Source organism: Mesorhizobium sp. ES1-6 (genome assembly GCF_020164775.1).
In the GTDB taxonomy this organism is placed as follows: domain Bacteria; phylum Pseudomonadota; class Alphaproteobacteria; order Rhizobiales; family Rhizobiaceae; genus Mesorhizobium.
The window spans coordinates 37,015-57,341 of record NZ_JAIUGU010000020.1; the positions used below are offsets into that span (position 1 = coordinate 37,015).

Below are 20,327 nucleotides of genomic sequence, written 5' to 3' on the forward strand. Positions count from 1 at the left end.
GCATGAATTCGACACTTCTGCGCGGCCGCACGCTGTCCTTCGTGCGCTGGCCGCAAACCACCGACGACCATTCCGCCTGGCGCTACGAGGAGGACGGCGGCCTGCTGATGACCGACGGCAGGATCGTTGCATCAGGCGCTTATAGCGATGTCGAGAAACAGGCCGGCGAGGGCGTCAAAAAGATCGATCATCGGCCGCATCTGCTGTTGCCTGGGTTCATCGATGCTCACGTACATTTCCCGCAGATGCAGGTCATCGCCTCCTATGGTGCCGAACTGCTCGACTGGCTGAACACCTACACCTTTCCCGAAGAGACGAAATTCGCCAACGCGCAGCATGGCCGCCGCATCGCAAGGCTGTTCCTCGACGAGATGGTGCGCCACGGCACGACAACGGTCGCCGCCTATTGTTCGGTGCACAAGGCCTCGGCGGAAGCCTTCTTCGCCGAGTCGCATGCACGCGACATGCTCAACATCGCCGGCAAGGTGATGATGGACCGCAATGCGCCCGAAGGCGTGCTTGACACGCCGCAATCCGGCTATGACGACACCACGGCTCTGATCAAGGAGTGGCATGGCAAGGGGCGCCAGCACTACGCCATCACGCCGCGCTTCGCCATCACCTCCTCGCCGGAGCAGATGGAGATGGCCGGCGCACTGTGCCGTGAACATCCCGACCTGCACATGCAGACGCATCTGTCGGAAAACCACGCCGAGATCGCCTTCACGCAACAGCTTTATCCCTGGTCGCGCGACTACACAGACGTTTACGAGCGTTACGGGCTGCTCGGCAAAAAGAGCCTGTTCGGTCACTGCATCCATCTCAGCGAACGCGAGGCGGACGCGCTGTCGGACAGCGGTTCGGTGGCCGTGTTCTGCCCGACCTCGAACCTGTTTCTCGGCTCCGGCCTGTTCGACTATCAGCGCTTTCTGCGCCGCGACAAGCCGTTGCGCATAGCAGCCGCCACCGATGTCGGCGGCGGCACCAACTATTCCATGCTTCGCACCATGGACGAGGGCTACAAGGTGATCGCGCTGAACGGCGAGAAGCTCAACCCGTTCCAGTCCTTTTGGCAGATCACGCGCGGCAATGCCGAGGCCCTGTCGGTCGCGGACAAGGTCGGCACATTGGACGCAGCCACCGATGCCGACATCGTCGTGCTGGATGCCAGGGCGACACCGGCGATGCGGCTCAGGATGGAAACGATCGAGACGCTGGCGCAGGAATTGTTCCTGCTGCAGACGTTGGGCGACGACCGCGCCGTGCGAGAGGTCTACGTCTCGGGGCGGGCGGCCAAAGCGGATATGATGGCGGGATGAGACCTGCCTTCGGAGGGTAGAGGACAGCAGCTCGACGGAGGGGGGCGATCTTACCGCGGGATGATTGCGCCTGGCTGCTTAGCGGTTCCCCCACTCCGTCGCCGCTTCGCGGCGCCACCTCTCCCCCCTTCGGAGGGAGAGGAAAGGCGCCGGCTGGAATCGCTTCGCGCTTCCTCTCCCCGTCGATCGGGGGAGAGGTGTCGAGCGAAGCTCGACGGAGTGGGGGTCGACCCCTGGTGCTGCCAGACGGAAGCTTGACCCGGCAGCCCTTGTCGTACACACGACGTGTGACGATTTCGGAGAAAGAAAATGGCCGTTGCTGACGACATCGCTCTGATCAAGAGACAGGAAGAAACTCTTGTCTTTCCCGCCTTCGATGAGGCCGTTGCCTTCAAGATCGGTTCCGCCATCCGCGACCGAGCACTTGCTGAAAACATGCCTGTCATCGTCGATATCAGGCTGTGGGATCGGCCGCTCTTCTATGCCGCCATGCCGGGCTCCAACGCTTCCAATCCCGACTGGGCGCGACGCAAGATCAATGTCGTGAAGCGCTACCTGAGAAGCACCTATCGTCTGGTGCTGGAGCAGCAACGTCCCGACCGGACCTTCAAGATCGGCGAAGGCCTGGACATATCGGAATACGTGCTCGCCGGCGGTGGTTTCCCGGTGACGGTCAATGGCGCCGGCGTCATTGGCGTGATTGCGGTGTCGGGGCTGCCGGAACGAGAAGATCACGGCGTCGTGGTCGATGCACTGTGCGATCATCTTGGTGTCGACAAGCGCGGACTGGTGCTGGCTTCGGAAGCCGAATGACCGTGCTTGACCCCAAGCCTTTTCTTATCTCGATCTTCGATGCGGCGGTCGCCGCGGCCGATCCGGAGCGCACTATCCGCGACCATCTGCCGGCGAAGCCCAAAGGCCGCACCATCGTCATCGGCGCCGGCAAAGGCTCGGCGCAGATGGCCAAGGCGTTCGAGAAGGTCTGGAACAGCCCGATCGAAGGGCTGGTCGTCACCCGCTACGGCTATGGCGCCAGATGCGAACGCATCGAGATCATCGAGGCGGCGCATCCGGTGCCGGACGCCGCCGGGCTCGAAGCCTCGCGACGACTGCTGGAGAAGGTGCAAGGACTGACGGCGGACGACCTGGTCGTGGCGCTGATTTCCGGCGGTGGTTCGGCGTTGCTGCCGTCTCCCGCCGCCGGCCTGACGTTGGCCGACGAGATCGCCGTCAACGAGGCGCTGCTCGCGTCCGGCGCGCCGATCGCGGCGATGAACACCATCCGCAAGCACCTCTCCACCATCAAGGGCGGCCGGCTGGCCGCTGCTGCCTGGCCGGCCAAGGTGGTGTCGCTGGTTGTCTCAGACATCCCCGGCGACAATCCGGCCCTGGTGGCGTCCGGCCCGACCGTTCCCGACACCGGCAGCCGGGAAGATGCGCTGGCATCGATATCGGCCTATGGCGTGAAACTGCCGAACGCGGTCATGGCGCATATCCAGTCGCCGGCGGCCGACGCGCCAGATCCTGACGATCGGCGCTTTGCGCGCAACGAGGTGCATCTGATCGCTTCCGCCGGCGTCTCGCTGGAAGCAGCGGCTGCGGAAGCCAGGCGGCAAGGCGTCGAAGCCGTCATCCTGTCCGATGCCATCGAAGGCGAAGCGCGCGAAGTCGGCGGCGTCCATGCGGCCATCGCCCGCGAAGTGGCGACGCGTAATCGGCCGTTCTCGAAGCCGGTGCTGATCCTGTCCGGCGGCGAGACCACCGTGACGCTACGCGCGAAAGGCAAGGGCGGTCGCAATTCGGAATTCCTGCTCGCCTTCGCCATCGGCATCAACGGCGTGGAAGGCATTCATGCCCTTGCCGCCGATACCGACGGCATCGATGGCTCCGAAAACAATGCCGGCGCCTTCGCCGACGGCTCGACAGTTTCGCGCATGCGAGCAGCGGGTGTGGATGCCAAGACCATGCTGGCCGGCAACAATGCCTGGACGGCCTTCAATGCGGTGGGGGATTTGTTCGTGCCGGGACCTACGGGCACGAATGTGAACGATTTGAGGGCCATTTTCGTTCGTTAAAGGCCTGTGCGCCCCCCTCCCAAACGCAAGCGCTGCCCCTCATCCGCCTGCCGGCACCTTCTCCCCGTAGAGTGAACGGGGAGAAGGAAGCTAGCCGCGTCTTGGCGCTTTTTCTTGCAACGTTGGTGATTGGCGAAAGCGCAGGCACAGCGCCTTTCTCCCCGTCGCTATACGTCGAGAAATGTCCGGCAGGACAATGAGGGGCGGCGCCAACCGTTCGATCCTTATCCAGCGCTCGGACCTGATCGATCACGTCGCCATAAGCCGCTTCACCTGCTTCATATCCTGCAAAAACCGTGCGCGCTCGGCTTCCTTGTCCGCCGGCTCATGGATGCGCAGGATGAAGGAGGGGTGGATGGTGATGAAGACACGCAAGCCATCCTCGCGCTCCACCACTTGCCCGCGCATCTTGGTCACGGGGATTGCCTTGCCAAGCAGCGACAGCGCCGCCGTTGCGCCGAGCGCCACGGCAAGCTCCGGCCTGATCAATTCGAACTCCCTGTCGATCCACCAGCGGCAGGCCTGGACCTCGCCGGCATTCGGCTTGGAATGGATGCGTCGTTTTCCGCGCGGCTCGAATTTGAAGTGCTTGACCGCGTTGGTGACATAGACTTTCTGGCGGTCGACCCCGGCATCGTCCAGGATCGCATCGAACACCTTGCCCGCGGGGCCGACAAAAGGTTTGCCGGCGATATCCTCCTGGTCGCCAGGCTGTTCGCCAACGAAGATCACCTTGGCATTGTCGGGTCCTTCGCCGAAGACGGTCTGCGTCGCATCGCGCCAAAGCGGACAGCGGCGGCAGCCTTTTGCGGCTTCGCGCAACTCGGAAATCGTGCTGGCCTCATCGTCTTCCGAGGCTTCTGCCGCCGGGCGCTTCGGCCAATGTTTTGCCTGCACCTTGGCGTGGTGCGGCGCGGGCGTTGTCGGCATTCTGGCAATCATTTCTATGGCGGCCTTGTCCGCTCCCGCGATCAGGTCAGGAATGAGCGAAGCCTCGGGAAGGTTCCGCCAATATTTCTTCGGCATCTCCTTCTGCATGGCTTTCACCTTCAGCCGCGCCGGATTGAAGATGTTCTCGAAATAGGTCAGCCACAGCGCCTCGGTGTCGTCCTGGTCGGGCGCGTCGGCCTTGGCGGCGCCCGGTCCGATCGCCAATCTTTTGCCATCCCAGTCGGCCGAAGCGTATGGCGTCAGGATCGTCCAGCGCATGCCGGTGAACCGCCGGACGAAGAAATCCGCGTTGCGCTCGACGATGAAATGGTCGGGCTCGAACCACGCGACATAGCGTTCCTCCTCGCCATCGCCGATCTTCCGGAAGCGGACGAAGGCATGCATCTTGTGGCTGTCGCGCCGCACCGCCTTTTCCATCGTCTCCAGCCGCCTGGTGTCGGGATCCGATGCGATCGCCAGCAACTTGGGCTCCGTGCGCAACCGCCACAGCATCCGGTAGAGAAAGGCGAAACGGCCGGGGTCACGATGGCAGAAGGCGGTTTCGGCATGACCGATGAACTCGCGCGGCACAACGAGCTGCGCGCCCTCGGGCAGGTCAGGCAAATCGCTTTGCGGCCGCTCGGAACCGGCCGCCACATGCCAGCCGATGTCCTCGGGCCTGACCTCGTTCAGCGCCAGCCGCCGAGCCGCGTCGCGCCAGCCGGCGAAATCGGTCTGGCTTTCAAGCCAGGCCGTGTAGCGGGTGAGGTTGAGCTCAGCGGGCCGCATGGTCAAAACAGCGCCAGTTGTTCGCAGGACTGCACGATCTTGTCGCGCAGGCCGGCTCTGTCGGTTAGCGCGCCTGGCGACCAGCCTTCGGCGACAATGAAGGGTCTCAGCTTGGCGATCGAATGGCAGAGCCTGCCGATATCTTCGAGCCGCAGGCGTCGGTGGCGGCGGGTTTCCAGGATTTTCGCCACCACCTTGGTCCCCAGGCCAGGCACCCGCAGCAGCGCCTCGCGGTCGGCGCGGTTGACGTCGACGGGGAAGCGTCCCCGGTTGCGCAGCGCCCAGGCAAGCTTCGGGTCGATGGCCAGATCGAGCATGCCGTCGCTGCTGCCGGCCAGGATTTCCGGTTGCGAAAATCCATAGAAGCGCATCAGCCAGTCGGCCTGGTAGAGCCGGTGTTCGCGCATCAGCGGCGGCTTTTGCAACGGCAGCGACGACGAGGCATCTGGGATCGGGCTGAACGCCGAATAATAGACGCGCCGCAGATGGTAACTGCCATAGAGCCGGGCGCTGGTGTGCAGGATGCCGTCGTCGGAGGTCTTGTCCGCGCCGATGATCATCTGCGTCGACTGTCCGCCCGGCGCGAAGCGTTCGCGTTTCTTCGACCGCAGCGTAGGCTCGGCTTTCTCCTCCATCTTCCGGCGCAGATTGGCCATCGAAAGCCGGATTGTCTCCGGTTTCTTTTCCGGCGCCAGCTTCTTCACGCCCTCGTCGGTGGGCAATTCGACATTGATCGACAGGCGGTCGGCATAGAGCCCGGCCTTCTCGATCAGGTCCGCCGAACTTTCCGGGATGGTTTTGAGATGGATATAACCGGAGAATTTTTCCTCCAGCCGCAGCCGCCGCGCCACCTCGACCATTTCGCCCATGGTCTCGTCTGGCGAGCGGATGACGCCCGAGGACAGGAAAAGCCCCTCGATATAATTGCGCCGGTAGAAATCCATGGTCAGCTTCACCACCTCGTCGATGCCGAAGCGGGCGCGTCGGACATTCGAGGATGAGCGGTTGATGCAATAGCTGCAGTCGTAGATGCAGAAATTGGTGAGCAGGATTTTCAGCAGCGAAATGCAGCGGCCGTCCGGCGCATAGGAATGGCAGATGCCCATGCCTTCGGTGGAACCGATGCCGCCGGATTTCAGCGAGTCCTTTTTCGCCGCCCCCGACGAGGCGCAGGACGCGTCGTATTTGGCGGCGTCGGAGAGAATTGCCAGCTTTTCACGAACAGGAAGCACGCTCATATGTTCATGATATGTTCCTAGGACGTCAAGCGCTACCTCATTTGATGGTGGCGGCGAAAAAGTGATCGTCGCCGGGGCGCTCGGTCGTCAGACTTCGTGCAGGTAGAGATGATAGTCCAGCTCGCTGACCGTGCGCGCCACGCGCAGGTATTCGGACTGCTTGATCGCCACGAAGGTGCGGTGCAAGTCCTCGCCGAGCGCACCCTTCAGGAAGCTGGACGCTCGGGCCGCTTCGATTGCCGCGCGCCAGTCGGCCGGCATCGTCGTACGGGTGACGGCCGCCTCATAGCCATTGCCGGTCGTTTCGGGGCCTGGATCGAGCCCCTCGTCGAGGCCTTTGATGATGCCGGCCAGCACCGTCGCGGCGACCAGATAGGGATTGGCGTCGACGCCGGAGGGCCGATGCTCGATGCGCCGGTTTTTCGCGTCGCCCGCCGGCACGCGCAGCGCCACCGAACGGTTGTTGACGCCCCAGGTCGGCGCCACCGGCGCGTAGGATTGCGAGACGAAGCGCCGCCAGGAATTGGCGTGCGGCGCAAACACCAGCATCGATTCCGCCATGGTCTGGATCAGGCCGCCGAGGCCCCGCAGCAGCGGCAGCGACCAGCTCTCGCCGGCCGCTTCCGAGAAGACGTTCTTGCCCGCTCTGTCCTGCAGCGAGACGTGAAAATGCATGCCGGAGCCGGCATATTTCTCGATCGGCTTGGCCATGAAGCAGGCGGTGACGCCGTGGCGGCGCGCCTGCGCCCGCACCAGCCGCTTCAGCATGACGAGGTCGTCGGCCGCTCGCATCACGTCCTTGCGGTAGTTCAGCGTCAATTCGTATTGGCCAGGCGCATATTCGGAAATCACCGTCTCGGCCGGGATGCCTTGCGCCTTGGCGGCGGCGTAGATGTCCGAAAACAGCGGCTCCATGCCATGCAGATGGTCGACGGAATAAACCTCGGTCTTGCCCGAGACGCGGCCGTCGAGCACCGCGCGCGCCGGCTGCACCTTGCCGTCGGCATCGCGCTCATTGGCCAGCAGGAAAAACTCGAGCTCGAAGGCGCCGGCCGGATGGAGGCCCTTGGCAGCCAGTATGTCGACCTGCCGGGCAAGCGCCAGGCGCGGGTCCGACGACATTGGCTGGCCGTCGAGATGGTACATCGCCATCAGCACCTGGCCGCGCGGCGGGTTCGTGCCGTAAAGCGGCACCAGCGTGCCCGGAATCGGCCAAGCCCTGAGATCGCCGTCGCCGCTGTCCCAGATCAGCCCGGTTTCGTGCACATCCTCGCCGGTGATGTCGAGGCCGAGGATGGAGATCGGCATATGCCGGCCACCCTCGAAAATGCTCTTCAGCTCATGCCGCCGCACGATCTTGCCACGGCCGACGCCATTGGCGTCGGTCAGTACGATATCGAAGGCTTCGATCTCCGGATGGGCGTCGAGAAAGGCTTGCGCCTCGGCGGGCGTCGAGCCCGAAGGTGAGGTCACGAGGGCGTTGGGATGATCCATGGCCGCTTGTCTCATGCCGCAAGCTTTGCCGCAACCGCACCAAAAGCGCTGATCAGCCGGTTGACCTGCGTGCCTGACGTCGCCGGCGAGATCAGCATCATGTTGTGGAAGGGTGCGATCAGCACGCCGCGATTGACCAGGGCGACATGAATGGCTGCCTCCAGTTCCGGCGCATGCGCACCCTCCGCCTCGGCGCCATTGCGCAGCGGGCCGGGCGCGCAGATGAACTCGACGCGGGCGCCGACACGGGCGACATGCCAGGGCAGGCGGTAACGGTCGATCACCCCGGTCAGCCCGGCGTCGAGCTGCCGCGCCAGATGATCCATGCGGTCGTAATTCTCCTGCGTCATCACCTCCTCGAGCGTGGCGCGCATCGCGGCGAACTGCAGCGGGTTGGCCGAGAGCGTCGTGCCCATGCCGGAATAGCCCGGCTCTTTCGTCCTGTTGTAGTCGGCGTAGCGCGAGGCGACCTCCTCGCTCATGCCCCACACGCTTGCCGGCACGCCGCCGGCGATCGGCTTGCCCAGCACGAAGAAGTCGGGATCCAGGCCGTATTTCCTCGTGTAGCCGCCGGGACCGGTCGAGATGGTGTGCGTCTCGTCGATCAGAAGCAGCGTGCCGGCCGCGCGGGTCAGTCGGCGCAGCGCATCGTGATAGCCGGGATCGGCAAGCACCATGCAGGAATTGGTCAGCACCGGCTCGGCGATGACGCAGGCCACGTCCCTGTCCTCCAACGCGGCTTCGAGTGCGGCGACATCGTTGAACTCGATGACCTTGGCGGTTCGGGTCAGATCGCGGAATTCGCCCGCCAGCCCGGGCCTGTTGACGGGCTTGCCGTCGATCAGCCGCACCATCGTCTCGTCCACCGAGCCGTGATAGCAGCCGTTGAAGACGAGGATCTTTTCCCTGGAGGTAACCGCACGGGCTACCCGCAACGCGAAGCGGTTGGCGTCGGTCGCCGTCGTCGCGATCTGCCAGAACGGCAGGCCGAAGCGCTGTTGCAGCAGCGGTCCGATGGCCAGCGCATCTTCGGATGGCAGCATATAGGTCAGGCCGCGCCCGGCCTGGCGGCGAATGGCGCGCGCCACCGGCGGCGGCGAATGGCCGAACATCGAGCCGGTATCGCCGAGGCAGAAATCGTCCAGCCTGTTGCCGTCGATATCGGTGATTGTGGCGCCTTTGGCGCTGTCGACCAGGATCGGAAACGGCGTCGGCCAGTCATTCATCCAGTGCATCGGCACGCCGCCGAAGAAGCCGGGCAGGCCGTTGCCGACCTTGGCCTGCGATTTCGGCCGCGCATCGCGGAAAGCAGCCCCTTCCGTCTCGCGCAATTGCGCGATGCGGTCGCGGCCGATGCCGCCGATGGTGCTTGAACTGTCGCTGCTGTGCATGAAAACCCCTCTTGCCGGTTCCTCTTAGCCAATCCACCTCCGCGACGGCAATTGGCCGTGCGGCTGTTCTGCATTGGCTCAGCCTTTCCCAGCGGCGCTTGACGGTCCGTGTGAAGTCGGCGCCAATGTGGACGGCAATTGGGCAAGGGAAATGCGGACGATCATCTGCCTGACGATACTGTTCCTGTCGGCCGGTACGGCGTTCGCCACCGGCGGCATCTGGTGCTCAGTCGATGATCCACAGGTCAAATTCCAGGTCGATGCCGGCGTGACCACCGGGATGGGTGGCCCGACTTTCAACTTCCGCGGCGACCTCGAAATCAAGGCAAGGCCCGCCGGCGATCAGTTGCGAAAGACCATTTTTGAGAACGCCAACCTCACCCAGTACTGGCTGGACAACAAGGAACTGCGGCTGAACATCTACCACGAGCAGGAAGTGGCCCAGAACTACAATTCGGTCGAACTGACGATCCTGACCAAGGCCAGCGACGAGGGCGTCTATGATGGAGACTACAAGCTCGCCATCTATGACAGCATGGCCGACAAGGACAGCGATGGCAAGCCGGTCGATCTGACCGGCAAGGTTTCCTGCGGCGCCGAGTAATCAGCTGTTTCGAGACTAGGCCGTGATGTCGATGACCCCGCAGTCGCCGGCCGCACTGCCGAAGGCGACGCGGCGTTCTTCCTTGTCCCACATCATCGCGGTGATGCCGCCCTTGCCCGGGCGCCGCAAAAGCACTTCCTTGGCGTCGGCGAAGCGCACAGCCATCACCATGCCGTCGTCATAGCCGACGGCCACGACATCCTGGCTTGGATGGCAGGCGACCGCCGTCACCATGGCGTTGCCGCGCGTGCCGAGTTCCAGCGGCGCCTTGCCCATCGGCCCGTCCTTGGACGAGAACGGCCAGACGATCGCCGCCGGCGCACCGGAACTGGCCAGCCATTTGCCTTTGACGCTCCACGACAGGCTCTTGACCTTGCCGGGATAGCCACTCATGCGCATGTGCTTGCCGTCGGCGAGCTTCCAGCCATGCAGGGCGTTTTCCTGCATGGTGGTGACGAGGAAGGCGCCGTCCGGCGAGAAGGTGATGCCGGTGTGCGCGCCGGCCCATTCGAGATCCACCGGCTTGCCTTCGGCGGCCGGGAAATGCAGCGTCGCGCCATTGTAGCGGGCGACGCCGAAGCGCATGCCCTTGGGCGAGAAGGCGAGCCCCTCTACCGAACGCGGATGTAAGAATTCCCTGATCTTGCCGTCGGCGAAGCGCACGAAGGCGGTCTTGCCCGTGGCATAGGCGATGGCGCCTTGCGGCCCGGCGGCAACGCTGGTGATCCATTTCTTGCCGGCGCTCGCCACCTCCTGGGTCTCACCGCCGGCTTTCACGGCAAACACCTTGCCGTCCTCGCCGCCGGTGATCAGCCGGTCGTTCGCCGAGTCATGGAAGGCCGCCAGCAGCCCATCATTGGCCTGCACGGTCTTGTGGCCATTGTCGAGCCGGTGGATAGCGCCATCGGCCAGCGCGAAATGCGGCACGTCGCCAAGGAAGACGGCGGCGACGCAATGGCCTTCGAGATCGAGCGGAGCGACGGTTGGCATGGCAGGCTATTCCATTCGAGGAAGCCGCCGGCGCGGCCAGGGGCGGCCCTTCCTTCTCCCACAAGGGGAGAAGGACAGACCCGGCAGCGCTAACGCTACGGGATTTGGAAATCAAGCCGCCTGGCAGGCGTCAAAGCTCTTCTTCAGCCGCTCGGCGTCGAGTTCGCGGCCGATGAAGACCAGCCGGCTCTCGTGCTTTTCGCCGTCTTTCCAGGCGCGCTGGTGGTCGCCCTCGATGATCATGTGCACGCCCTGCAGGACATAACGCTCGTCATCGCCCTTGAGCGCGATGATGCCTTTCAGCCGCAGGATGTTTGGGCCTTCCATCTGGGTGATCTTCTCGATCCACGGGAAGAATTTCTTCGGGTCCATTTCGCCGCCGCGCAGCGACACCGACTGCACCGTCACGTCATGGATGTCGGAGGGATGCGCGTGATGGTGGTGGTCGTGCCCATCGTGATCGTGGTGATGATGGTCGTGATGATGGTCGTGATCATGATCGTGGTCGTGGTCGTGGTCGTGGTGATCATGGTCGTCATGCGCATCGAGGAAATGCGGATCGTTCTCCAGTGCCTTGGACAGGTCGAAGGCGCCACGGTCGAGCACCTCCGACAGCGCCACGCCGGCACGGGTGGTGCGATGGATCCTGGCCGCCGGATTGATGGCGCGGATCGTTGCCTCGACCTTGGCGAGTTCTTCGGGGGTGACGAGGTCGGTCTTGTTGAGCACGACGACGTCGGCGAAGGCGATCTGGTCCTCGGCTTCCTTGGAATCCTTGAGCCTCAGCGGCAGGTGCTTGGCGTCGACCAGCGCCACCACGGCATCGAGCTTGGTCTTGGAGCGCACGTCGTCGTCCATGAAGAAGGTCTGCGCCACCGGCACCGGGTCGGCCAGCCCCGTGGTCTCGACGACGATGGCGTCGAAGCGGCCCGGCCGGCGCATCAGGCCTTCGACGACGCGGATCAGGTCGCCGCGCACCGTGCAGCAGACGCAGCCATTGTTCATCTCGTAGATTTCCTCGTCCGATTCCACGATCAGGTCGTTGTCGATGCCGATCTCGCCGAATTCGTTGACGATGACCGCGTAGCGCTTGCCGTGGCTCTCCGACAGGATGCGGTTGAGCAAGGTCGTCTTGCCGGCGCCGAGATAGCCGGTGAGAACGGTTACGGGGATCTGCGTCTGTGCGTCGCTCATGACTTGCCTCGAATGACTTGGGCCTGAAATCCAGGCCGCGAAAGGGAATTGTCGGTTGCATATAGGATGTGCGCCGGGCTTTTGCACGGGGCAAACCATGGGCCAAAGCTGTCGGCAGGGGATTGTCTGGCATCACGGCCACGCACCCGATCGCCGCCTCGGCGCTGGAATGATCAAGAGAAACGTCTCGTCAGGACTGTCGGTCGTCGGATCGCATCCACGCAAAGGTTGCATCGAATCCGCTCCGCTCGAAACTCGTTTGTCATCTAACTGAAATAAACATCTGGCATCACCACGGCGGACACCGCAATGCTTGCCGGCAAAGCTGTTTCGAATGCCGGAATCTTTTCGATCGTCGATTGCCAACCGGCCGGCTGCGTCTATGCTGTGCGCACCGGTACGGCCGAAGAGGGATGACCATGGCCAAGGCGGACAAGACTGCAACGATGAGCCGGCTGCATTCAGCGGCAAGGCTGGCAAGGACCGCGCTGGCGGCACGGCTTCTGGCGCATGGCTTCTATGCCGGCCAGGACCAGATCATGCTGGCGCTCGACCGTGAGGACGGCCAGACACCGGGCAATCTTGCCGGGCGGCTCGGCGTGCGTCCGCCGACCATCACCAAGACCATCAACCGGCTGCAGGCGCAGGGTTTTCTGGAAAAGCGCGCATCGGAATCCGATGCGCGCCAGGCGCACATCTTCCTGACCGAGACCGGTCGCGAAACCATCCGCGCCATCGAGAAGTCGGTGAGGAAGACCGAAAAGCAGGCGTTGAAGGGCCTCGACAAGAAGGACCAGAAGGCGCTGTTCAAGCTGCTCGCCCGCATCGAGGCCAACCTCTCCAACGAGGAACTGGTGCTGATCGACGACGACGCCGAAACCGACGACTGATCCCTTCGCCAATCAGGCGGCCGCAACTCCGTTGATCAAGGACGACCAGCGTCCCGGCGTCATGCCGAACGCTTTCTTGAACTGCCTGTTGAAGTGGCTCTGGTCGCTGAAGCCGGCTTCGATCGCGATCTGCGCCAAGGGCTCGCCGGCGGCGATCATCCTGCGTGCGCGCTGAAGCCGGCGCATCACCAGGAAACGGTGCGGACTGGTGGAGAAGGCCGCGCGGAAATGTCTCGACAGGGCATAGCGGTCGAGACCCGTGACGGCTTCCAACTCACCCGAACGCACGGGCCGGTCGAGGTTTTCCGTCAGATACTCGCGCGCCAGCGTCGCCGCCCGCCACGCCGTCCCCGCTATTAGCTTTGCCGGCTGGCCGGCGTGCCGGGCCAGGGCTAGCGTCAACTGCGCCAGGAAGTCGTCGACGAACAGCTCGTCGAGTTCCTGTTCCAACGGGCCGAGCGCCGAAAGCAGCGTCGCGCAGAAGGCGTCGTCGGTCACCACGCCGTCCCTGACGAAAGGCAGCGCCGCGCCACCGAGAGAATCGAGCATAAGTGACGGCTCCAGATAGAGCATCCTGTAACGCAGGCCTTCCTCCGTGCCCGCGCCGCCATCATGCAATTCGTCGGGATGCAGCACGATGATCTGGCCGGGCAGGCTCAGCCGCGCCGCGCCGCGATAGCGGAAGGTCTGCACGCCGCGCAATGTCACCCCGATCGCATAGGTGTCGTGGCGGTGCAGGTCGAAGGCGCTGCCGTGAAACCGAGCCTCGATACGCTCCATCCCGGCCGGGTCGGGCGCGGAAATGATGCAGTTTTCCGCGGCATCGGCGCACAAACGTCCAAGACCCTCGAAAGCCTGGCGGTCTAGTTCGAACGACATCGTCCCCTTCAGCCTCGAAAAATCGGGGCGCCAGCTGGAATTGGTCACTGTCTCATGTTCGATACGAAATTTGCAATCGTGCTCAGGGAAGATCTGCCGGTCTGGCAGAAGCTCAACGTCACCGCCTTTTTGACCAGCGGCGTCGTCGCGCAGTTTCCCGACATCATCGGCGAGCCCTATCGAGACCGATCAGGCAATCTCTACAATCCGCTCTCGATCCAGCCGGTCATCGTGCTCTCGGCCGACCAGGCGACGCTCGGTGCGATCCACCGGCGTGCGCTGGAACGCGGCGTCACCACCTCGCTCTATGTCGAGGAGATGTTTTCCACCGGCTTCGACGCCGCCAACCGCGCCGCCTTCGCCGAATTCGCGCCCGAAGACGCCAAGGTGGTCGGCATCGCGCTGCGCGCCGAGAAGAAGGTGGTCGACAAGATCACTAAGGGCGCCCGCATGCACACCTAGCGCCTGCGGACTAAGCCTGACCGCGGCTGTTGTTGTGCCAGGGACCCAAGGCATGGCAGCGGGCGACAATTGGCTTGCCGGCAAGCGACAATTCCCGCAAAGGTGGGCTCCAGCCCAGCTTTTCCTCCGGTCTGCACGTGAGTCCTTCCCAAAGACAGTCAGAAAGCGCGACGCCGCCGGTGGCGATCGTCTGCATGCTGGCCACCTACGTCTTCTTCACCTTCCTCGACACTTCAAGCAAATACCTCGTCCTGGCCGGCGTCTCCGTCTTGATCGTTGCCTGGGTGCGCTTTGCCGTGCACGTGGTGCTGGTCGGGGCGCTGCTGCGTGGCTGGCGCGAGCCGGAGCGGTTTCGCCCGGTCAACCTGCCGGCGCATGTGATCCGTGGCGCCTTCCTGTTCGGCTCGACCATCTTCAACGTCCTGGCGCTGCGCTCCCTGCAACTGGCTGAGACGACATCCATCTATTTCTTCGGGCCGATGGTGATCACCGCCCTTGCCGGCCCGCTGCTCGGCGAATGGGCCGGCTGGCGGCGCTGGCTGGCCATTCTGGCCGCTTTCGCCGGGGTTTTGATCATCACGAGGCCGGGTGTCGGTGTTTTCGGCATCGGACATCTCTTCGCGCTCGGCTCGATGCTGTCGAACTGCTTCTATGTCATCATGACGCGCCGCATGTCGGCCACCGAGACCTCGGAAAGCCTGATCCTGTTCTCGGCGCTGGCGCCAGCGGTGCTGCTGTTGCCCATGCTGCCGTTTTCGTTCTCGCTGCCGCACGATGGCTGGCATTGGTTCGTGCTGCTCATGCTTGGCGTGTTCGGCGGCGTCGGGCACTGGCTGCTGGTCCAGGCCTATCGGCTGGCGACGACCACGGCGCTCGCCCCCTATCCCTATTCGCAGATGGTGTGGATGATTCTCTCCGGCTGGCTCGTCTTCAAGCAGTTCCCCGACCGCTGGACGCTGGTCGGCGCCGCCATCATCGTCGCCAGCGGCCTCTACATCGTCCATCGCGAACACCGGCTCAGGCTGCGTAGCCGCGCGGCGTCGGACGTCGAGGCGGAAGCGCTGGCAAAAAAACTTTGATTTGGCCCCGATCGATGGCATAAGGCCGCCCTTAAACAGTTTAAAAAACGACGGGGAGCGAAAGGCTGGCACAGAAGATCAAGCTGTCGACGATCGCGGACGCGCTTGGCGTCTCCACGGCCACCGTGTCACTGGCACTGCGCGACAGCCCGCTGGTTGCCGGCTCGACGCGCGACCGCATCAAGGAACATGCGCGCGCCATCGGCTATATCTACAACCGTCGCGCCGCCAGTCTGCGCACCTCGCGCTCGGGCATTGTCGGTGTCGTCGTGCACGACATCATGAACCCGTTCTTCGCCGAGATCCTGCGTTCGATCGAGAGCGAGCTCGACCGCAGCCGGCAAACCTTCATCCTTTCCAATCACTACGACCAGCTCGAAAAGCAGCGCACCTTCATCGACACGCTGCTGCAGCTCGGCGCGGACGGCGTCATCATGTCGCCGGCCATCGGCACGCCCGCGTCCGACATCGTGATGGCCGAGGAGAACGGCCTGCCTGCGGTGCTGATCGCGCGCACCGTCGAGGGCGCCGACGTGCCGGTGTTTCGCGGCGACGACTCTTATGGGACAGGCCTCGCCACCAACCATCTGATCTCGCTCGGCCACAAGCGCATCGCCATGATCGGCGGCACCGACCAGACCTCGACAGGCCGTGACCGCTATCAGGGCTATGTCAATGCCATGGAGGCGGCGGGGCTCGAAGTCAGGCCGTCCTGGCGCATATCAGGCCCGCGCACCAAGCAGGCGGGCTTCGAGGCCGCCGGGCAGTTCCTGGCGCTGAAGGACAGGCCGACCGCCGCCTGCTGCTGGAACGATCTCGTCGCCATAGGTCTGATGAACGGCATTGCGCGTGCCGGCCTGGTGCCGGGCATCGACATCTCCGTCACCGGTTATGACGATCTCGAGGAGGCGGCGATCGCCACGCCGGCGCTCACCACCGTCTGGAACGGCCAGCGCGAGGTTGGCCGCCGCGCCGCCAGCGCGCTGCTCGACAAGCTCAACGGCCAGACGGTGCGGCCCTCGCAGGAATTGATCAAGCCGGAACTGCATGTGCGCCAGTCGACCGGCAAGCCGGTGGAGCGTGTATGATCGAGCCCGAGCAGAAACCGCCTGTCGTCATTTTGACGCCAAGCCAGTTCAACGCCCACGCGGTCGGCCGCATCGGGCGGACGTTCAGCCTTATGGGCATCGATCGCGCCGAGCCATCGCTGGTCACGGACGAGATGCGGCGCACGGTGCGTGGCATCGCTTCCTATGCCGGCATCAACGCCGCCTTCATGGACGCGCTGCCGAACCTCGAAATCATCGCCAGCTTTGGCGTCGGCTATGATTCGGTCGACGTCCGCCATGCCGCCGCGCATGGCATCATGGTCACCAACACGCCCGATGTGTTGAGCGAAGAGGTCGCCGATACCGCGATTGGCCTGCTGATCAACACCATTCGCGGCCTGCCGCGGGCCGAAGCCTGGCTACGCGACGGCAACTGGCCGCGCAGCGGCGACTACCCGCTAAGCCGGCTCACCTTGCGGGCGCGCCGCGTCGGCATTTTCGGCATGGGCCGCATCGGTCTTACCATTGCCCGCCGGTTGGAGGTTTTCGGCCTGCCGATCGCCTATCACAATCGGCGTCGGGTCGAAGGCCTGTCCTATCAATACCACGACACGTTGAAGGGCCTGGCCGAAGCAGTCGATACACTGATCTCGGTGGCGCCCGGCGCCGCTTCGACGCAGAAGGCGGTCAACGCCGAAATCCTGTCGGCACTCGGCGCCAACGGCGTCTTCGTCAACGTGGGCCGGGGCAGCACGGTCGACGAGGCAGCCCTTGCGACAGCGCTTGCCGACGGCACCATTGCCGCCGCCGGCCTCGATGTCTTTGCCGAAGAACCGAATGTCCCCCAGGCATTGCTCGACTTACCCAACGCCTCTCTGTTGCCGCATGTCGGCTCGGCCTCGGAGCACACACGCCGCGCCATGGCCGATCTATGCGTCGACAATCTGGTCTCCTGGTTCAGCGAGCGCCGGCCGCTGACGCCGGTGCCTGAGACGGCCGGCGTTAAGGCGCGCGCTTGAGCATCTGGCTCCGCCACATTTATTAACGTCAGCTTAACCCTTTGGAATCATTCTGCATCCTGTCTATACGTGTAGGTGCGCAGGATGAAGACGCTTTCCGCATTGATCGGGGCCGCCGCCTTGTTTGTCGGCGTTCAGCTGTTTCACGGCGGCAGTGTTGAAAGCGCCGCCGACGAGGCCACGCCGTCCAACACCTACAGGCTGGTCGCCAATGGCGACGAGGGCGCCTGCGCGGTCAAGCGCGGGGCCTCGATTTCGGATGGCCTGTCGCTGCTGACGGTGGCGCCGAATTGTCGCCGGCTCCTGCCGGGCATCGAACATGCGAAATTCTGGCGCGAAGGACAGGACGGAACGGTCGCCTTCAGCGTCAACGGCATCGATCCGATCGTCACCTTCGCCGTTGCCGATGGCGACGGCTACGAATCCTACGCGCCGGCCAATCCGCTGCTGTCGCTGGCGGCAGACAGTGACTTGAAGCCGGGAGACTGACTACTCCGCCGCCGCCCGTGCGCCGGCCTTCGCCGCCGCGTGCAGGCGCACCGCGTCGCCGAAGGCGCGAAAGATCTTGGCCGAGTTGCTGTCCGATTTGACCCAATATTCGGGATGCCACTGGACGCCGACGGCGAAGGCGCGGGCGTCCTTCACCGACACCGCCTCGACCGTGCCGTCGGTGGCGACGGCCTCGACCTGCAGTTTCGGGCCGAGCCGGTCGATGGCCTGGCGATGCAGGGAATTGACCTTCATGTCACCCGCGCCGAACACGCCGGCAAGACAGCTTCCCGGCTTGATCGCAACGGTCTGATGGATGGCGAAGCGCTCGTCCTGGATGTCGCTCACCGGTGCGCGGTGGTCCAGCGAACCTTCACGCTCCTGGATCTCGGTGCCCAGCGTGCCGCCCAGCGCCACGTTCAGCTCCTGGATGCCGCGGCAGATGGCAAGCAGCGGCACGCCCCGCTCTATCGCCTTGCGGATCAGCGGCAGCGTGGTGGCGTCGCGTGCCGGGTCGTAAGGGCCATTCGCTTCGCTCGCATCGCCGCCGTAGAGCGATGGGTCGACGTTGGATTTCGAGCCGGTCAGCATGACGCCGTCGACCGACGACAGGAGCTCGTCGAAGTCCAGCCGGCCGCCGAACGAAGGCACGAGCAGGGGGAAAACGCCGGCACCCGTGATCGCCGCCTCCAGATATTGCTGCGGAGCGGCATGCCAGGTGTAGTTGTCGAATTGACGGACGTCGGTCGATATGGCGACGAGCGGCTGCTGCATTTTGGGTCTGGTTTCCATCTGGATGTGATGTCCTGCGTCCAAAATAGGCCATCCCTGGGCAATTTTCCATGCCAAGTTTCAGTGTGTCGCATGGGCCACCACATGCTGCGTTAGACTATAGTTGCAGGGTCGTCTGGCTTCGGCACCAAATCCGGCCGCCGTGCTGGACTCGACTCCTTGCCCGTGTATTGTTTCGAGCGAACCGATGCGGGAGCCGAGGATTCCCGAACGTCGGTTCTGTTGATCCAAAAGGGAGGAACTGCATGGATCGTCGTTCATTTATCCGCAAGGCCAGCGTCACCGGCGTCGGCGCAGCCGCGGCGGCGGCCACGCTCGCCGCACCGGCAATCGCTCAGTCCAATCCCAAGGTGACATGGCGATTGGCATCGTCCTTCCCGAAGTCGCTCGACACCATCTATGGCGGGGCCGAAGTGTTCTCGAAGATGTTGTCGGAAGCCACCGACGGCAATTTCCAGATCCAGGTTTTCGCCGCCGGTGAACTCGTGCCCGGTCTACAGGTTGCCGATGCCACCACGGCCGGCACGGTCGAGGCCTGTCACACGGTGGCATATTATTACTGGGGCAAGGACCCGACATGGGCGCTGGGTGCCGCCGTTCCCTTCTCGCTCAATGCGCGCGGCATGAATGCCTGGCACTACCATGGCGGCGGCATCGACCTGTTCAACGAGTTCCTCGCCACGCAGGGTCTGTTCGGCCTGCCGGGCGGCAACACCGGGGTCCAGATGGGCGGCTGGTTCCGCAAGGAGATCAACACGGTGGCCGACCTCTCCGGCCTCAAGATGCGCATCGGCGGCTTTGCCGGCAAGGTGGTGCAGAAGCTCGGCGTCGTGCCGCAGCAGATCGCCGGCGGCGACATCTACCCGGCGCTGGAAAAAGGCACCATCGATGCCGCCGAATGGGTCGGCCCCTATGACGACGAGAAGCTCGGCTTCTACAAGGTGGCGCCCTACTACTACTATCCCGGCTGGTGGGAAGGCGGTCCGACCGTCCACCTGATGTTCAACAAGGCGAAGTACGACGAGCTTTCGCCGACCTACAAGTCGCTGCTGCGCACGTGCGCCCAGGCCGCGGACGCCAACATGCTGCAGAAATACGACTATGTGAACCCCCCGGCGGTGAAGCGGCTGGTGGCCGGCGGCGCGAAACTGCGTCCGTTCAGCCAGGAGATCATGGCCGCCTGCTTCGAGAAGGCAAACGAGGTCTACACCGAAATGGAAGCCTCGAACGCGCCGTTCAAGAAGATCTGGGAATCGATCAAGGGCTTCCGCAAGGAGCACTATCTCTGGGCACAGGTGGCCGAATACAATTACGACACCTTCATGATGGTCCAGCAGCGCAACGGCAAGCTGTAGGCCGGTCTTCCCTTCTCCCCGTCACTATACGGGGAGAAGGTTCCCGAAGGGCGGATGAGGGCAGCGCCGGCTTCGGCGACGGATCGTTCCTGGTTTAAGCCCCGTCCCCGCATCTTATCAATCCAGCATTGGCGCCGCCCCTCACCTGCCTGCCGGCATCCTCTCCCCGTATAGGGACCTATCGCGTTCACACATCTCGGTTGCGCGGCGCATTGAAGCTCGATTCCTTACTGGGATTGATTCGATGGAGATGTGGCATGTCAGGGATAGAGTACGGGCTGGGGCGATT

Annotated in this window: 20 protein-coding genes; 11 read left to right on the forward strand and 9 right to left on the reverse strand. The window is 63.9% G+C overall.

Annotated features, from left to right (window positions below; all coding sequences use genetic code 11):
* The first annotated feature begins 2 nt into the window (after positions 1 to 2).
* The 3 genes from guaD to LB564_RS30640 all read left to right on the forward strand — a co-directional run bounded on the left by guaD (position 3) and on the right by LB564_RS30640 (position 3,394).
* Entirely contained in the window at positions 3 to 1,319 is a 1,317-nt protein-coding gene (guaD, locus tag LB564_RS30630; protein WP_224542795.1) for a guanine deaminase, read from the forward strand.
* 309 nt (positions 1,320 to 1,628) lie between these two features.
* Positions 1,629 to 2,132, forward strand: coding sequence for a heme-degrading domain-containing protein (locus tag LB564_RS30635; protein WP_224542796.1), 504 nt, complete (start codon positions 1,629 to 1,631; stop codon positions 2,130 to 2,132).
* Positions 2,129 to 3,394 (forward strand): glycerate kinase, encoded by a 1,266-nt coding sequence (locus tag LB564_RS30640; RefSeq protein WP_224542797.1) that lies wholly within the window; start codon positions 2,129 to 2,131, stop codon positions 3,392 to 3,394. The genes LB564_RS30635 and LB564_RS30640 overlap by 4 nt, the downstream gene beginning before the upstream one ends.
* A 249-nt stretch (positions 3,395 to 3,643) precedes the next feature.
* Here LB564_RS30640 and LB564_RS30645 read toward each other — a convergent pair whose 3' ends face one another.
* The 4 genes from LB564_RS30645 to LB564_RS30660 all read right to left on the reverse strand — a co-directional run bounded on the left by LB564_RS30645 (position 3,644) and on the right by LB564_RS30660 (position 9,236).
* On the reverse strand, positions 3,644 to 5,113 hold the full coding sequence (locus tag LB564_RS30645) for a UdgX family uracil-DNA binding protein (protein WP_224542798.1): 1,470 nt from the start codon (positions 5,111 to 5,113) through the stop codon (positions 3,644 to 3,646).
* 2 nt (positions 5,114 to 5,115) lie between these two features.
* Positions 5,116 to 6,351 carry a putative DNA modification/repair radical SAM protein gene (locus LB564_RS30650; RefSeq protein WP_224542799.1) on the reverse strand — a complete coding sequence of 412 codons (1,236 nt, stop codon included), beginning with the start codon at positions 6,349 to 6,351 and terminating at the stop codon, positions 5,116 to 5,118.
* Positions 6,352 to 6,438: 87 nt separating this feature from the next.
* The gene (locus LB564_RS30655) at positions 6,439 to 7,845 is read right to left on the reverse strand and encodes a glutamine synthetase family protein (RefSeq protein WP_224542800.1); all 1,407 of its coding nucleotides are present in this window, start codon (positions 7,843 to 7,845) and stop codon (positions 6,439 to 6,441) included.
* A gap of 11 nt (positions 7,846 to 7,856) precedes the next feature.
* On the reverse strand, positions 7,857 to 9,236 hold the full coding sequence (locus LB564_RS30660) for an aspartate aminotransferase family protein (protein ID WP_224542801.1): 1,380 nt from the start codon (positions 9,234 to 9,236) through the stop codon (positions 7,857 to 7,859).
* 151 nt (positions 9,237 to 9,387) lie between these two features.
* On the opposite strand from LB564_RS30660, the gene LB564_RS30665 reads away from it, so the two are divergent.
* Positions 9,388 to 9,840, forward strand: coding sequence for a hypothetical protein (locus tag LB564_RS30665; protein ID WP_224542802.1), 453 nt, complete (start codon positions 9,388 to 9,390; stop codon positions 9,838 to 9,840).
* 15 nt (positions 9,841 to 9,855) lie between these two features.
* Here the strand turns inward: LB564_RS30665 and LB564_RS30670 are convergent, their stop codons facing one another.
* Both LB564_RS30670 and LB564_RS30675 read right to left on the reverse strand, forming a co-directional pair.
* On the reverse strand, positions 9,856 to 10,830 hold the full coding sequence (locus LB564_RS30670; protein ID WP_224542803.1) for a WD40 repeat domain-containing protein: 975 nt from the start codon (positions 10,828 to 10,830) through the stop codon (positions 9,856 to 9,858).
* Between the two features lie 111 nt (positions 10,831 to 10,941).
* Positions 10,942 to 12,024 carry a CobW family GTP-binding protein gene (locus LB564_RS30675; RefSeq protein ID WP_224542804.1) on the reverse strand — a complete coding sequence of 361 codons (1,083 nt, stop codon included), beginning with the start codon at positions 12,022 to 12,024 and terminating at the stop codon, positions 10,942 to 10,944.
* A gap of 419 nt (positions 12,025 to 12,443) precedes the next feature.
* Between LB564_RS30675 and LB564_RS30680 the strand changes: the two genes are divergently transcribed.
* On the forward strand, positions 12,444 to 12,914 hold the full coding sequence (locus tag LB564_RS30680; RefSeq protein ID WP_224542805.1) for a MarR family winged helix-turn-helix transcriptional regulator: 471 nt from the start codon (positions 12,444 to 12,446) through the stop codon (positions 12,912 to 12,914).
* Between the two features lie 12 nt (positions 12,915 to 12,926).
* On the opposite strand, the gene LB564_RS30685 is transcribed toward LB564_RS30680, so the two are convergent.
* Positions 12,927 to 13,793: an AraC family transcriptional regulator gene (locus LB564_RS30685; protein ID WP_224542806.1), complete on the reverse strand. Its 867-nt coding sequence runs from the start codon at positions 13,791 to 13,793 to the stop codon at positions 12,927 to 12,929.
* 54 nt (positions 13,794 to 13,847) lie between these two features.
* Here LB564_RS30685 and LB564_RS30690 point away from each other — a divergent pair, with 54 nt between their 5' ends.
* Positions 13,848 to 14,255, forward strand: coding sequence for a DUF2000 family protein (locus tag LB564_RS30690; protein WP_140702820.1), 408 nt, complete (start codon positions 13,848 to 13,850; stop codon positions 14,253 to 14,255).
* Positions 14,256 to 14,265: 10 nt separating this feature from the next.
* Here the strand turns inward: LB564_RS30690 and LB564_RS30695 are convergent, their stop codons facing one another.
* Complete coding sequence (locus LB564_RS30695) at positions 14,266 to 14,451, reverse strand: hypothetical protein (RefSeq protein ID WP_224542807.1); 186 nt, start codon at positions 14,449 to 14,451, stop codon at positions 14,266 to 14,268.
* On the opposite strand from LB564_RS30695, the gene LB564_RS30700 reads away from it, so the two are divergent.
* The 4 genes from LB564_RS30700 to LB564_RS30715 all read left to right on the forward strand — a co-directional run bounded on the left by LB564_RS30700 (position 14,450) and on the right by LB564_RS30715 (position 17,891).
* Positions 14,450 to 15,334 carry a DMT family transporter gene (locus tag LB564_RS30700; protein WP_181173583.1) on the forward strand — a complete coding sequence of 295 codons (885 nt, stop codon included), beginning with the start codon at positions 14,450 to 14,452 and terminating at the stop codon, positions 15,332 to 15,334. The two genes, LB564_RS30695 and LB564_RS30700, sit on opposite strands and share 2 nt — an antisense overlap.
* A gap of 65 nt (positions 15,335 to 15,399) precedes the next feature.
* A complete protein-coding gene (locus tag LB564_RS30705) occupies positions 15,400 to 16,422 on the forward strand; it encodes a LacI family DNA-binding transcriptional regulator (protein ID WP_140702817.1) in 1,023 nt (340 codons plus the stop codon).
* A complete protein-coding gene (locus LB564_RS30710) occupies positions 16,419 to 17,402 on the forward strand; it encodes a 2-hydroxyacid dehydrogenase (RefSeq protein WP_140702815.1) in 984 nt (327 codons plus the stop codon). Before LB564_RS30705 ends, LB564_RS30710 begins: the two co-directional genes overlap by 4 nt.
* A gap of 84 nt (positions 17,403 to 17,486) precedes the next feature.
* Positions 17,487 to 17,891 (forward strand): hypothetical protein, encoded by a 405-nt coding sequence (locus LB564_RS30715; protein ID WP_140702813.1) that lies wholly within the window; start codon positions 17,487 to 17,489, stop codon positions 17,889 to 17,891.
* Here LB564_RS30715 and LB564_RS30720 read toward each other — a convergent pair whose 3' ends face one another.
* Positions 17,892 to 18,683: a gamma-glutamyl-gamma-aminobutyrate hydrolase family protein gene (locus tag LB564_RS30720; RefSeq protein ID WP_224542808.1), complete on the reverse strand. Its 792-nt coding sequence runs from the start codon at positions 18,681 to 18,683 to the stop codon at positions 17,892 to 17,894.
* 245 nt (positions 18,684 to 18,928) lie between these two features.
* Between LB564_RS30720 and LB564_RS30725 the strand changes: the two genes are divergently transcribed.
* Positions 18,929 to 20,038 (forward strand): TRAP transporter substrate-binding protein, encoded by a 1,110-nt coding sequence (locus LB564_RS30725; RefSeq protein WP_140702810.1) that lies wholly within the window; start codon positions 18,929 to 18,931, stop codon positions 20,036 to 20,038.
* Positions 20,039 to 20,327 lie beyond the last annotated feature (289 nt).

Excerpts from the sequence above, each read along its gene's own strand:
- LB564_RS30640 (WP_224542797.1), top strand. The coding sequence starts at position 2,129 with ATGACCGTGCTTGACCCCAAGCCTTTTCTTATCTCGATCTTCGATGCG.
- LB564_RS30670 (WP_224542803.1), bottom strand. The coding sequence starts at position 10,830 with ATGCCAACCGTCGCTCCGCTCGATCTCGAAGGCCATTGCGTCGCCGCC.
- LB564_RS30720 (WP_224542808.1), bottom strand. The coding sequence starts at position 18,683 with ATGGAAACCAGACCCAAAATGCAGCAGCCGCTCGTCGCCATATCGACC.
- LB564_RS30680 (WP_224542805.1), top strand. The coding sequence starts at position 12,444 with ATGGCCAAGGCGGACAAGACTGCAACGATGAGCCGGCTGCATTCAGCG.
- LB564_RS30655 (WP_224542800.1), bottom strand. The coding sequence starts at position 7,845 with ATGGATCATCCCAACGCCCTCGTGACCTCACCTTCGGGCTCGACGCCC.
- LB564_RS30700 (WP_181173583.1), top strand. The coding sequence starts at position 14,450 with ATGCTGGCCACCTACGTCTTCTTCACCTTCCTCGACACTTCAAGCAAA.
- LB564_RS30685 (WP_224542806.1), bottom strand. The coding sequence starts at position 13,793 with ATGTCGTTCGAACTAGACCGCCAGGCTTTCGAGGGTCTTGGACGTTTG.
- LB564_RS30695 (WP_224542807.1), bottom strand. The coding sequence starts at position 14,451 with ATGCAGACGATCGCCACCGGCGGCGTCGCGCTTTCTGACTGTCTTTGG.
- LB564_RS30645 (WP_224542798.1), bottom strand. The coding sequence starts at position 5,113 with ATGCGGCCCGCTGAGCTCAACCTCACCCGCTACACGGCCTGGCTTGAA.
- guaD (WP_224542795.1), top strand. The coding sequence starts at position 3 with ATGAATTCGACACTTCTGCGCGGCCGCACGCTGTCCTTCGTGCGCTGG.
- LB564_RS30715 (WP_140702813.1), top strand. The coding sequence starts at position 17,487 with ATGAAGACGCTTTCCGCATTGATCGGGGCCGCCGCCTTGTTTGTCGGC.
- LB564_RS30650 (WP_224542799.1), bottom strand. The coding sequence starts at position 6,351 with ATGAGCGTGCTTCCTGTTCGTGAAAAGCTGGCAATTCTCTCCGACGCC.
- LB564_RS30665 (WP_224542802.1), top strand. The coding sequence starts at position 9,388 with ATGCGGACGATCATCTGCCTGACGATACTGTTCCTGTCGGCCGGTACG.
- LB564_RS30690 (WP_140702820.1), top strand. The coding sequence starts at position 13,848 with ATGTTCGATACGAAATTTGCAATCGTGCTCAGGGAAGATCTGCCGGTC.
- LB564_RS30725 (WP_140702810.1), top strand. The coding sequence starts at position 18,929 with ATGGATCGTCGTTCATTTATCCGCAAGGCCAGCGTCACCGGCGTCGGC.
- LB564_RS30710 (WP_140702815.1), top strand. The coding sequence starts at position 16,419 with ATGATCGAGCCCGAGCAGAAACCGCCTGTCGTCATTTTGACGCCAAGC.
- LB564_RS30660 (WP_224542801.1), bottom strand. The coding sequence starts at position 9,236 with ATGCACAGCAGCGACAGTTCAAGCACCATCGGCGGCATCGGCCGCGAC.
- LB564_RS30675 (WP_224542804.1), bottom strand. The coding sequence starts at position 12,024 with ATGAGCGACGCACAGACGCAGATCCCCGTAACCGTTCTCACCGGCTAT.
- LB564_RS30635 (WP_224542796.1), top strand. The coding sequence starts at position 1,629 with ATGGCCGTTGCTGACGACATCGCTCTGATCAAGAGACAGGAAGAAACT.